The sequence below is a fragment of the Nocardioides sp. YJ-D4 genome, assembly GCF_054031495.1.
On record NZ_CM132932.1, the window covers coordinates 4,255,288 to 4,267,418 of the forward strand.

The 12,131-nt window shown below is 69.6% G+C and carries 10 protein-coding genes and 2 tRNA genes; 6 read left to right on the forward strand and 6 right to left on the reverse strand.

The window, feature by feature from the left end; all coding sequences use genetic code 11:
- The first annotated feature begins 41 nt into the window (after nt 1–41).
- Both ACW14X_RS20465 and ACW14X_RS20470 read left to right on the forward strand, forming a co-directional pair.
- Nucleotides 42–115 (forward strand) — tRNA-Met (locus ACW14X_RS20465).
- Nucleotides 116–272: 157 nt separating this feature from the next.
- Nucleotides 273–346: transfer RNA gene (locus ACW14X_RS20470), tRNA-Met, on the forward strand.
- A gap of 60 nt (nt 347–406) precedes the next feature.
- Here the strand turns inward: ACW14X_RS20470 and ACW14X_RS20475 are convergent.
- The 5 genes from ACW14X_RS20475 to ACW14X_RS20495 all read right to left on the reverse strand — a co-directional run bounded on the left by ACW14X_RS20475 (nt 407) and on the right by ACW14X_RS20495 (nt 6,545).
- Nucleotides 407–1,204 carry a hypothetical protein gene (locus tag ACW14X_RS20475; RefSeq protein ID WP_457163096.1) on the reverse strand — a complete coding sequence of 266 codons (798 nt, stop codon included), beginning with the start codon at nt 1,202–1,204 and terminating at the stop codon, nt 407–409.
- A complete protein-coding gene (locus ACW14X_RS20480; RefSeq protein WP_350844446.1) occupies nt 1,201–1,731 on the reverse strand; it encodes a SigE family RNA polymerase sigma factor in 531 nt (176 codons plus the stop codon). Before ACW14X_RS20480 ends, ACW14X_RS20475 begins: the two co-directional genes overlap by 4 nt.
- A 128-nt stretch (nt 1,732–1,859) precedes the next feature.
- Nucleotides 1,860–2,834, reverse strand: a complete 975-nt coding sequence (locus ACW14X_RS20485) for an expansin EXLX1 family cellulose-binding protein (protein ID WP_457163097.1) — start codon at nt 2,832–2,834, stop codon at nt 1,860–1,862.
- A gap of 132 nt (nt 2,835–2,966) precedes the next feature.
- Complete coding sequence (locus ACW14X_RS20490; protein WP_457163098.1) at nt 2,967–5,261, reverse strand: carbohydrate-binding protein; 2,295 nt, start codon at nt 5,259–5,261, stop codon at nt 2,967–2,969.
- 147 nt (nt 5,262–5,408) lie between these two features.
- On the reverse strand, nt 5,409–6,545 hold the full coding sequence (locus tag ACW14X_RS20495; RefSeq protein ID WP_160027442.1) for an alkaline phosphatase PhoX: 1,137 nt from the start codon (nt 6,543–6,545) through the stop codon (nt 5,409–5,411).
- 163 nt (nt 6,546–6,708) lie between these two features.
- On the opposite strand from ACW14X_RS20495, the gene ACW14X_RS20500 reads away from it, so the two are divergent.
- A complete protein-coding gene (locus ACW14X_RS20500) occupies nt 6,709–7,146 on the forward strand; it encodes an SRPBCC family protein (RefSeq protein ID WP_160027444.1) in 438 nt (145 codons plus the stop codon).
- 11 nt (nt 7,147–7,157) lie between these two features.
- On the opposite strand, the gene ACW14X_RS20505 is transcribed toward ACW14X_RS20500, so the two are convergent.
- Nucleotides 7,158–8,513 (reverse strand): flavin monoamine oxidase family protein, encoded by a 1,356-nt coding sequence (locus ACW14X_RS20505; protein ID WP_160027446.1) that lies wholly within the window; start codon nt 8,511–8,513, stop codon nt 7,158–7,160.
- 122 nt (nt 8,514–8,635) lie between these two features.
- Here ACW14X_RS20505 and ACW14X_RS20510 point away from each other — a divergent pair, with 122 nt between their 5' ends.
- The 3 genes from ACW14X_RS20510 to ACW14X_RS20520 all read left to right on the forward strand — a co-directional run bounded on the left by ACW14X_RS20510 (nt 8,636) and on the right by ACW14X_RS20520 (nt 12,018).
- Nucleotides 8,636–9,289 (forward strand): hypothetical protein, encoded by a 654-nt coding sequence (locus ACW14X_RS20510; RefSeq protein WP_457163099.1) that lies wholly within the window; start codon nt 8,636–8,638, stop codon nt 9,287–9,289.
- Nucleotides 9,286–11,139 carry a YhgE/Pip family protein gene (locus tag ACW14X_RS20515; protein WP_457163100.1) on the forward strand — a complete coding sequence of 618 codons (1,854 nt, stop codon included), beginning with the start codon at nt 9,286–9,288 and terminating at the stop codon, nt 11,137–11,139. Before ACW14X_RS20510 ends, ACW14X_RS20515 begins: the two co-directional genes overlap by 4 nt.
- 186 nt (nt 11,140–11,325) lie before the next feature.
- Nucleotides 11,326–12,018, forward strand: a complete 693-nt coding sequence (locus ACW14X_RS20520) for a hypothetical protein (RefSeq protein WP_457163101.1) — start codon at nt 11,326–11,328, stop codon at nt 12,016–12,018.
- Nucleotides 12,019–12,131: the final 113 nt, after the last annotated feature.

Genomic DNA, 12,131 nt, shown 5'->3' on the forward strand with positions numbered 1-12,131 from the left:
TAGGGGTTCGTTTCCCCTCGCGTGTAATGTTCTTCTTGCGACGCGGGGTGGAGCAGCTCGGTAGCTCGCTGGGCTCATAACCCAGAGGTCACAGGTTCAAATCCTGTCCCCGCTACTCCAAGACGAAGGCCCGGACCGAAAAGGTCCGGGCCTTCGTGATTTCAGGGCTCGATCGGCGTCCGCTCATCCGTGGCGCTGGCGCCGGGCTCGCCGAGACCCAGGCTTCCCGGATTGGGGTTCGGGTCAGTTCGCGGGTAGTGTTGTTCTTGCGACGCGGGGTGGAGCAGCTCGGTAGCTCGCTGGGCTCATAACCCAGAGGTCACAGGTTCAAATCCTGTCCCCGCTACTCCGAGACAAGACCCGGACCAGATGGTCCGGGTCTTGTTGTATTTCAGCGGGACCGTCCTCACCGGGGCGGCGCAAACCCTCCCCAGACTGCGATGGAACCGCCTGGGCTCTGGGCATCGACGCGGTAGCTGTCGTGCTCGAGATCGCGGACGCCGGTGGCGTGGTTGTACTGACTCGCGAAGTCGTGCTGTCCGGTCGGCACGGTGCGGCCCGGCTTGAGGGTCCAGCGGTAGAGCAGCGCGCCGTCGGACTCCTGAACGGTGACGGTGAAGTCGTCGCTCGGCAGGGTCTGCCAGTGGCCGGTGTTACGCACGTCGCCGGTCTGGGCGATGCGCAGCTCCACGGTGACTGAGGTGAGCGGCTTGGTGGTCTTGAGGGTCAGGTTGCTCTGAGCCCAGTAGATCGTGCTGTGGGGGTCCAGCGAGCCTTCCGACCACAACGGTCCGTCCTCGACCCGGCTGTCGTCGGGCGGAGTCGGGTGCGCGCTGCCCCAGGTGGGGGCAGGGGATGGTGCGGGGGCCGGACCGGTAGTGGTGGTGCCGGATGACGGCGTCGGACTGGGCGTGACGGTCGGGGGCGTGACCGTCGGGGACGGGACCGTGGGAACGGGTGCTGTGGCCGGCAGCAACGGAGCTCCGCCGATGGCGGCAGCGACAGCGAGACCACCGGTCGCCAGGGTGGCAGCAGCGACGATTCCGACGATGGCCGCCCGGGGCCATGACCTGGCGATCGATGCTGTGCGGTGCCGGACACCGGGGTCGGCCGCGCCGCGTTCGACGCGCGCCAGGATCCTGGCGCGGTTGGGCTCGTGAGCCGCGGCGGCCTCTCGCAGCCGTCGGCTGATCTCGTCGTTCATCGGTTCCTCCCTCCTGCAGCCAGTTCGCCGACCGTCTTCGGGGCGAGTATCCGTTCCAGCTCGGCCATCCCCTTCGAGGTCTGGCTCTTCACCGTACCGACCGAGATGCCCAGCGCAGCGGCGGTGTCTTTCTCCGACAGATCGAGGGCGTGGCGCATGACCACGCACGCCCGTTTGCGGAACGGCAGCCGGGTGAGCGCGGCTCGGACGTCCAGCACAGCCGCAACGTCCGGCCCGTCCACCTGTTCCGTGCCGAGAGACCAGAACAGCGCTACTCGCCGTCGCTCGCGTACCCGTCTCCGGATCTGTTCCCGCGCGAGATTGGCCACCACGCCGCGGGCGTAGGCGACCGGGTGTTGCGCAGCCCGCAGCCGGTCCCAGCGCTGCCACAGGGCGACCAGCGCATCGGCGGCGAGATCGTCCGCCGCTTCCTTCTCGCCGGTCAGGAGGTGGGCGAGACGGGCCAGTTCGGCGTAGTGGCGTTCGAAGAAGTCGTGGAACTCTGCGGACGCGTCGTCGGCGAGCATCTCCCGCGCTTGCCCTCTCCCTGCGATGTGCGCGTTAACAAGCGGCCTGAGCGTAGCAGCGCCCCTCACCCCGCAGCCGGACGGAGATCGTCCGTGGACGGGGTCCTGACGATGGACGGACGGCACGGTCAGTGCCGGGCGAACTGGACCCGGGTCGGCTGCGCGACGTCCGGTTCGAGGGCGATCCCGCCGATGGTCAGCCGCTCACCGTAGATGTCGGTGATCCTGATCGCTCTGCCGCATCCGTTGCCGTCCTCGGCGAGGAAGTAGTTGTAGTCGGTACGTTGCAGCTTGCGCCATCCGTTGGCGGTCCGCACCTCGAGCGTGGCCAACGGGTTGCGGTGGCCGATCGCCTGGATACCGCACCACCACTGACTGGACCCACCCTTGTACCGGATCGAGATGGTGCCGGACTCGGCGGGGCTCAGCAGCTTCCAGGTGATCGGGAGCCGGCCGACGGAGAGGTCGGCGAGTCTGGCGAACGCCTGTTGGCTGAGGTCGAGCTGCCCGGGTTCGCAGGGCAACGGGCACTCGTTGACGATCCGCACCGTGATGGCAGCCCCGTTGGCGGCGCGGACCCGCACGTACGCCCCGCATGCCTTGGCCGACTCGTAGTCGGTGTGGTTCATCGCTGCGACCATGAGGTCGTCGGACGGGCCGTAGAGGCAGGCCCCGTTCCCGTCCCCCGCCTCGTAGGCGGTCGCGACGCCCCGGTAACGGATGCCGGGCTTGATCCGCCCGGCCAACGACCCGGTGGACTCCGCGGAGCTTGTGCGTAGGGTGCTCGAAGGTGTGCGCGGCTTGCTGGCGGGCGACGGCTTTCGGGTATGGCGGGGCGATGGGGACGGGCTCGTGACCGGCGGCTGACTCGATGCGATCGTGGCGTCGGGCGCCGCGGTCGGAGAGTCGGAATCGGCGGGGCCGCTGGCCTGTGAAGCCGTGGCGGACTCGTCGGTGGCACGCCAGGCGTCCGTGCTGCCCCCGACGAGGAGCACGGCGGTCAGACAGACCACAACACTGACGGCCAGCAGCGTCAGCGGATTGCCGATGGCCAGCCGGCGCTTGCGAAGCGGCTGCGCCGGGCCGTGATTCGTTGTCCTCATGTCCATCCGTTCGGTAGATCGAGTCGATGTTCCACAGCGCAGTTGCCGCCGGAGCCGAAAAGGTTGCTGCCCATTGCCCAGTCCCGGGTCGGCCTGTTGCCAGGCCGACCCGGGACTCGATGGGGTCTGGGGTCAGGACGGGGCGCCGTACAGCAGACCGCGTCCGTTGGTGCCGATGTAGACGCGGCCATAGGTGTCGGGATCGCCGGTGATGACGCCGACGCTGCCGATGGCGCCCCACTGGTGGGCCTTGTCGTTGACGCGGAGCCAGGTGGCGCCCTCGTCGGTGGAGCGGAAGACTCCGGTGACGTCCTTGACGGTGCCGATCAGGTACAGGGCCTGGTAGCCGGTGCCCGGCTTGGCCTTGCCGAAGCCGAGGGCGGAGGCGGACTGCACCGACTTGAGCGTGCTGAAGTTCCGGCCGCCGTCGGTGGAGTGCAGCAGACCCTTGTCACTGCCGGCGATCCACAGGTCTCCGGCGACGCCGGGCACGGCCGTGAGCCGGCCGGAGGGCAGGTTGGTGGCGCGGGCGGTGAAGGTCGCGCCGCCGTCGGTGCTGGCGTAGAGCGTGCCGCCGGACAGTGAGTAGAAGGTCTTGGCCGAGGAGCGGTCGGCGACGACCACGGCGTCGGTGCCCAGGCCGCTGACCCTCGACCAGCTGGACCCCTTGTCGGTCGAGCGGTACGGGGCCTGGCCGGCCTCGGTCCAGACGATGGTGGAGCCGTCCGCCGCGAGCGCGACACGGCCATCGTTGGCGTCGGCAACCGGTTCCGCCTTGAAGCCGTTCCAGGTGCTGCCGCCGTCGGTGGAATAGGCGCCGTCCTGATCGCCGCCATGGCCGACCCGGACCATCGTCGAGGGCTTGGACTGGGCGAAGTCGATGTCGGTGCTGTTGGTCATCATCGGGTTCGACAGCCGACCCGAGGGCACCTTGGTCAGGGAGTCGTGGCGGAAGCCGCCCTGGTCGCCCATGGAGGTGATGACGGTGGCGCCGCCGGGAGGGGCGATCGCGTCCAGCAGCGAGGTCTCCTCCAGCCCTCGGGCCCCCGCGGTCCAGTGGCTCGTGCCACCGCTGTCGGAGGCGTTCGCGTCCTTGCTGCGCCAGATGCCGTTGCCGGTGCCGTACAGCACGTGCCCGGAGTTGAAGGGGTCGATGGCCAGGGCGGTCATCCAGTGCCCGGTGTGGGTGCCGACGTACGGCGCACTGGAGGCGTTGCGCTTCGACCTGTCGGCCAGCGCCTTCCAGTGCGCGCCGCCGTCGGTGCTGCGGTAGATCTCGTCCTCGGGCCACCAGCGGTCGAGGGTGGTGACCATCACCGTGGCGGGCTTGCGCGGGTCGACGGCCAGACCTGAGAAACCGTAGTTTCCCTGTGACGGCGAGATGTTCTTCCACGCCCCGCCCTTCGGCGTGTACTTCCACACCGAGCCCGTCGTCGCGTCCATGGGGCCGGTGCTGTTGCTGTAGGACAGGTACAGCGAGCCGTCACCGGAGACCACACCGTGGTGCGGCATCTGGCCGGTGGGCTGCCCGGCGACGGCCTGCCAGGTGCGGCCGTTGTCGGTGGAGCGGTACAGGGAGGTCGACAAGTCTCCGACACCGACGTAGATCGTCTTGCTGCCGGCGTTGCCGTACGTCACGAAGGAGATGCCCGCGCCGCTGCTCGCGCCGTTCTTGACGGGGAACGAGGAGACCTGACGCCATGTCACGCCGTAGTCGGTGCTGCGCCACAGGCCGTTCTTGCGGCTGCCCAGCAGCAGGGTGCCGTGGTCGGCCGGGTCGACCACGAGCCGTTCGCCCGTCCCGCGGCCGTGCTCGTTTGCGCCCACCTTGAACGGCAGATCGGTGCGCTTGAAGGTGCGGCCCCGGTCCGTGGAGCGCAGGATCGCGCCGTTGCCCGCCCAGTCGTTGGTGTAGGTGCCCGCCATGAGGTAGAGCCGCTCGGGGGCGACGGGGTCGGTGGCGATCGAGTCGATGCCCAGCAGGTTCCAGTCCTTCTCGCTGACCCAGTCGGTGAGCGGGATCCACCGCTCGGCCGCCGCGTTCCAGCGGTAGGCGCCACCCATGTCGGTGCGCGCGTACAGCAGGCCCTTCTCGCGCTGGTTGAACACCAGGCCGGTGACGTAACCGCCGCCAACCACCTGCGCGTTCTTCCACCTGTACGGTCCGGACGCGGCCGCCTGGGGCTGGGCCGACTTCACCACATTCTGCTGCTGATTCGCGGTGTGCGGGTCGGTCGACTGCTGGATACGGGCGCCGTCGGGCGTGGAGGAGCTGTTGACGTCGAGCACCCTGCCGCTGCGCGCGGAAGTCGGCTGGTCGGCCTCCTGCGCGAACAGGACTGACGGCACGACGATGGCGGGTACGCCGACCAACAGACCGGTGGCGATCCATCGCCCGCGGCGCGCGCGGTTGGTGGGGTTGTCCATGGGGGATGTACTCCTTGCATGTCTTTCACCGAAGGAAGGCGGATCCAGGCAACGGCGTGGCCTGGATCCGCCCCCTAGTGGTCACAGACCCTGCAAAGGGTTGCCGCGTCCGGGGATCTTTTCAGAGGTCACATGTGGTTCTGCCGGCTACGAGCGGAAGGGGCCGCTGATCTCGTAGGTGATGCCGCCGCTGGACGAGCCTGTCGTGCCTCGCTGCGAGGAGAAGTACATGCGGTTGCCGGCAGGGTTGAACGCCACGCCGCACAGCTCTGACGAGCTCTGCCCGGTGACCCGGAGGAACGGCGCCACGACGTCGTCGGGGGTGATGATGCAGATCTCCATGTTGCCGCCGTCCTCGGCGACGTACAGGTCTCCTGCCCCGGCGCCGGTGATGTTGTCGACGCCGGTGAGCGGCGGGTTGCTGGTCAGGTTGTCGTCGTAGACGACGTCGAGGCTGTTGGCGGCCGCGTTGTAGGCCCAGACCTTGTTGTCGCCCTTGGTGGTGAAGTAGCAGATGTCGTTGCGGTAGTAGGCGCCTTCACCGCCGTTGAACAGCTTCATGTTCGACACCTGGTCGCGCGTGGGCGTCGGTGAGCCGTCCGGGTCGGGGACATCGGCCCAGGTGAGGTTCGTGGTGAGCACCTGCAGTTTCCCGGTGGACAGGTCTCCCCAGGTGGTCGGGACGAAGCGGTAGAAGCCGCCGTCGCTTTTGTCCTCGGTCTGGTAGACGACCTTGCGGACGGGGTCGCAGGCCGCGGCCTCGTGGGTGAACCGGCCCATCGCGGCACGACGGACGGCGGGCTTGACGCCCCACGGGTCGGTCTCCCAGCTGTAGCCCGTGTCGTGCTCCTCGCACGAGATCCAGGTGTTCCACGGCGTCGGTCCGCCCGCGCAGTTCCGGGTGGTGTTGCCGAGGATGCGGTAGGCGCTGGTGATGTTGGCGTTGCTGTCGAACTTGAGGGCGCTCACGCCGCCCGCGCCGCTGCTCATCTCCGAGTTGGAGACGTAGATCCAGCCGGTTCCGTCGGCGAAGCAGACGCCGCCGTCCGGGGCGCTGTGCCAGGTGTAGCCGGTGTTCGCGACGGTCCTGGTCGAGCGGGCGACCACCCGGCTGGTGAACCCTGCCGGCAGCATGATGCCGTTGTCGTCGGCGGCCAGGAGAGCGCCATAGGGGCTCGGTCCTGTCTTGGCAGGGTAGGCGATGGCGGGACGAGTGACGCTGAACCCGAAAGCGACGGTTCCAGCGCCGACAACGGCGGCACGTAGGAAGTTGCGACGATCCATGGTGGGTCTCCTCTGTCGTCTCGGCAGATCCGGGGGGATCTGCGCGCGACATACGCTAGAGATCGGGACCCTGGCCGAGGCGTCTTCGGGACGAACAATGCTCAACGCCCAGGCGCCGACCGTGGTGGACGACAACGGCCCGATTTCGGAGGACGATGGGGCCATGAGCGTGGACGTGCTGGTGGAGACGACGATCCGGCGATCGCCGGCCGAGGTGTCCGCGTACGCCGGAGACCCGAGCAACGCCCCGACCTGGTACGCCAACATCCGCTCGGTCGAGTGGCGCACCGAGCCGCCGGTGCGGGTCGGGTCGAGGATGGACTTCGTGGCGCAGTTCCTGGGGCGCCGGCTGGCCTACACCTACGAGGTGGTCGAGTGGGTGCCGGGGGAGCGGCTCGTGATGCGTACGGCCGACGGACCGTTCCCGATGGAGACGACCTACACCTGGGAGCCGGCGGGGGAGGGCGGCACCCGGATGACGCTGCGCAACCGCGGCAACCCGTCCGGTTTCTCTCGGGTCGCCGCGCCGGTGATGGAGCGGGCGATGCGGCGGGCGACGACCAAGGACCTGGCCGAGCTCAAGCAGCTCCTCGAGTCCTGACAGAGCTTGTGTCAGGCCGGTGCGGCGAGGATCTCCTCGGCGGTCCGTAGACCCGAGCGGACGGCTCCCTCCATGTAGCCGCTCCATTCGGTGGCGTACTCGGCGCCAGCCCAGTGGATCCTTCCGACGGGTTCTCGCAGGATCGGTCCGTAGTTCGTCCAGACGCCGGGACCGAAGCCGGCGCCGTAGCAGCCGCGGGTGAACTCCTCGGCGCTCCAGTCCTTCTCGACGTACGACATCGGTGTGGCTGCCTCGCTCCCGAAGTAGCGCACGAAGCAGTCGATGACGCCGCGGCGACGCTCCGCGTCGGGAAGACGCTGCCAGCTGCGGGCCTCCCCGGCCTCGACGAAGCCGATCAGGATGCCGACCTCCGCGCTGGGAGGGGAGACGTCGAAGGTGATCTTGACGGGGCCGACGTCGGACATCGCCTGGCCGTTGAGCCCCTGCTCGCGCCAGAACGGCTTCGGGTACGCCGCGAAACACTTCACGACCGTCCCGGCTGGCACCCGCTGCGTGAGCTGGTCACGGCCGGCGGGAAGGATCGGGTCGTAGTCGAGCCGCCCGGCGAGGGTCGGAGGCAGGGTGACGAGAAGGTGTCGCGCCGTGTGGCTCTCGCCATCGCGGGTGATGGCGCTGGCACGCTCGCCGGTCTGGACGATCCGGGCCACGGGCGACCTGAACCGTACGTCCTGGCCTTCGGCGAGGCGCTGCGAGACCAGCGCCGATCCACCGACGACGCGGTCCTTCTGGGCGCCGCTGTCGGTGGAGGCGAGAGTCTCGAGATCGCCGTTGCTGATCGTGTAGAAGAGCGTGTGCAGCAGGGAGAGGTCGGCGGCGTCGGCCGAGTAGAGAGCCTCGGTCAGCACACGGAAGTAGGAACGACCGATGGGCGTCCTCAGGTTGCGACGGATCCACGACTCGAAGGTCTGCCCGTCCAGCAGCGCGGCCTTCGGGTGCGCCCACGGACGCTCGACGTCGACGCTGCGCGCGAGCCTCTCGTAACGGGCCAGGCCCTGGGCGAGATCGGCCAGGACGATCGGGTTGAGCTTCGGGGTCGCGCCCTTCTGCGGACCGAGCCGGGACTGCTTGCCGCCGAGGTCGACGAGCAGCTCTCCGGCGTCGTTCCAGGTCGGGAAGGTCTCCAGGCCCAGCTCGTCGACGAGCCGGTACATCTCGGTGTGACCCTCCCCGATCCAGGTGCCGCCGAGCTCGATCGGGTGCCCTTCGAGGACTCCGCCCTCGGTGCGACCGCCGACCCGGTCCCGTGCCTCCAGCACCACGACGGACTTCCCGGCAGCGGTGAGCTTGTCGGCCGCGCTCAGCCCGGCCAGGCCGGCTCCCACCACGACCACGTCGGTATCGGGCATCGCGGGAGCCTCCGTTCACGTCGGTCGTACGGCTGAAATCACGGTACGACGTTCTCGGTGCGGCTGCGGCGGGATCGTTGTGCCTGACGGTCTTTGCCGACATTTGGTGACAGGGTTTGGCCATGAGCGAGGACGCGGTCGACGAGGAGAAGACGAGGCTGCGAGCCCTCGGCGTACGTGTTCGGCAGGGGGCTCGGGATCTGCTCCCGACCACGTCGTTGACGCTGCGCGGGGGAGAGGTCGCGGTGGCCGTCGGCCCTCCGGGAGGCGGGCACACGTCGCTGGCCCTGGCACTTGCCGGGCGGCTCCGGCTGGACGCGGGCAGGGTGGAGCTGGACGGTGACGCGTCGCCGCGGGTCCTGCAGGCCGCGGTGGCGCTGGTCGACGTGCCGGGGGTCTCCGAGCCCGACGAGATGGTGCCGTTCCGTACGATCCTCGGCGAGGAGCTCGCCATGGCGAAGCAGAAGCCGAGTGCGGCAGCCATCGACGGCTGGCTGGGTGAGTACGCCCTCGCGTCCGGCATCACCACGGAGGCGGTCCCGCCGGTGCCGCGCCTGGAGATCCTCGCGCGGATGGCGCTGCTGCGGCCCGGGACCCGCTTCCTCGTCCTCACCTACCCTGAGCGCCTCGGCCTGCCGGCCGCGCAATGGCTCGACATCGCCGACGACCTCGCCGGCTCCGAGAGCCGGCCCGGTGTCCTGGTCACTGCGAGTCGTGCGGTCACCATCCCCGCCGGCGTGCGTACGTTCACCATCGGTCCGACGGAGGAAGCATGAACTCGCTGCGTATCGCCCTGACCGAGCTGCGCCGGATCACGGCCGGGCGGCTGGCGAAGCTCGTCATCGTGGCGCTCGTCCTCGTCCCCACGCTCTACGCCGGGCTCTACCTGTACGCCAACCACGATCCCTACGCTCACTTCGACGAGCTCCCGGCGGCGCTCATCGTGGAGGACACCGGGGCCACCACGACCGACGGCACGAAGATCGACGCGGGGCGCGATGTCGCCGACAAGCTCCTGAAGTCGGGCGACTTCGACTGGTCGGAGGTCTCCGCGGAAACGGCGGAGAAGGACATCCGGGAGGGCGACTACTACTTCGCCCTGCGGATCCCGGAGGGGTTCTCCCGCACGCTGACCGGCGCGGAGCGGCTCGACCCGAAGCAGGCGCAGATCCAGGTCATCACCAACGACGCCAACTCCTACCTGTCCACCACGATCGCGACCAACGTCACCGACAAGGTCCGCGACGCCATCGCCAGCGAGGTCTCCGAGCAGGCCGCGGCCAACTTCCTGCTCGGCATCTCCGACCTCCGCTCGGGTCTGGTGAAGGCCGCCGACGGCGCCGCGAAGCTGGAGAAGGGCGCGGGCACGCTCCGCGACGGAGCCGGGAAGCTGGCCACCGGAGCCGGCGACCTCGAGAACGGACTGAACACCATCGAGGGCAAGGTCGCCGACCTGCCCAGCAAGACGCGCGAGCTCGCCACCGGTGCCCGCAAGGTCGCCGACGCCAACGGCGAGATCGCCGCCACGGGGCAGCGAGCGGCGACCGCCGTCGACGACGCCGTCGCCGCCTACGAGTCGAACCGGGACGACCTCGACGCCCGGCTCCAGGCGCAGGGGCTCGATGAGCAGCAGCGAGCCGAGGTGCTGGCCGTCTACGACCGCGGCTCCGCGCCGCTCGACCGCGTCGACCAGCGCGTCGGCGACGTCTCCGGCCAGCTCGACCAGCTCGCCGCCGGTGCCGACCAGGTGGCGGACGGCAACGAGCAGCTGGCTTCCGCGATGCCCGATCTGGTCGCCGGGATCTCCCAGGCTGCCGACGGCGCCGGCGAGCTCAGCACCGGAGCGACCAAGCTGCGTGACGGTGCCGCTCAGCTCGCCACCGGCGCCGGTGACCTGAAGAAGGGGCTGCAGGACGGCGCCGCGCAGGCGCCCGCCACCAACGAGGAGCTGCGCGACCGGATCGCCTCGACCATCGCCGACCCGGTCGCCATCGACTCGGTCTCCGAGGCGAAGGCGTCCTCGTACGGCGCCGGGCTGGCACCGTTCTTCCTCGCTCTGGGGGCATGGATCGGCGGGTACGTCCTCTTCCTGCTCGTCCGGCCGATCTCGACCCGCGCGCTGGCCGCCAACCAGACCCCGCTACGAATCGCACTCGGCGGCTGGCTCACCCCGGCGCTCATCGGTGCCGCGCAGATGGCCGTCGTGCTCGTGGTCGTCGGTCTCGCCGTCGACATCACCCCGGTGAACTGGCTGGGTACGTTCGGATTCCTGCTGCTCACCTCGGCGACCTTCGTCGCCATCGTGCACATGCTCAACGCGCTCCTCGGTGCGCCGGGCCAGTTCCTCGGCCTGGTCCTGATGGTCGTCCAGCTCGTCACCGCCGGGGGCACGTTCCCCTGGCAGACCATTCCCGGGCCGCTGCACCCGCTCCACCACGTACTGCCGATGAGCTACGCCGTCGACGGGCTGCGCCAGCTGATGTACGGCGGGCTCTCGGGGCGGGTCGTCGCCGACGCCCTCGTCCTGGCCGCCTTCCTCGTCGGAGCACTGCTGCTGACCAGCTACGGCGCCCGCCGGCAACGGGTCTGGACGCCCAAGCGGGTGCGACCGGAGATCGCCATCTGAGGCGCTGATCAGGCTTCCCCGTGACAGCGTTGGCTGTGTATCGCCAAGCGGGCCACGAGGAGGGAGGTCGCGCGGCTTCGACGCGTGCTTGCGCTGCGGGGCGTTGTGTTCCCGAGGATGCGGGCTACCGCAGACTCGCGGTCTTCGGAAGGGACGGCGCGGCCTGAAGGGGTCTAGCCTGTGAAGATGAGGCCACCGCGCGAGTACGCCGAGGAGTCCGAGCGGCACCCGCGGCTGCCGCCGGGGTCGGAGGAGCGCGTCGCCGGGTACGGCGTGATGGGGCAGACCTTCGAGACGGGACATGTGCTGGGGCTGCGGCGGTGGACGGCATCGTCCGTGGGGGAGCGGTTCACCTCCATCTGGCACCGTGAGCCGGACGGCTCCTGGCACTTCTACGAGTCGGCGCAGCCGCAGTTCGCGTGCTCGCGGTGGTTCGGCCATGGTGTCCAGGAGTCGGTGGTCGTCCCGATCGACGTGACCTGGGATGGGCCGACGCAGCTGCGCGTGACGGCCGAGGGACGGGTGGACTGGCATCTCACGCTGGCGGCGTCGCCGATGACGCGAGTGATGAACGCGATGGGTGGCGGGATGCCGATGGCGGCCTGGCGCTCGACCGCGATGCTCAGGGCGATGGGCGCCATGGCGTCGGCAACTCTCGGGGTCGGCAAGGTCTCGATGACCGGGCTCACGGCGAACGGTCTCCCGTTCGACGCCAACCCGCTTCGCATCTGGCGAGTCGTCGACGCGGCGGCGACGATCAACGGCGTGGATGCGGGTCAGCCGGCGCCGCTTCCGCAGCAGGCGCGCCTCGGCGACTTCTGGATCCCTCAGCACGGCATCTTCGCCATGGGCCGCGTGTTCGTCGGCACCCCCAGCTGACCTCGTAGGTCGATCCAGCGGGGTCCTACCTGGCCGCCTTCCTCCTCGGGGCACGGGCGGTTGACCAGCCGTGCCCCGACGAGCGCGCGACCCCGCGCAACCCATCAAACAGT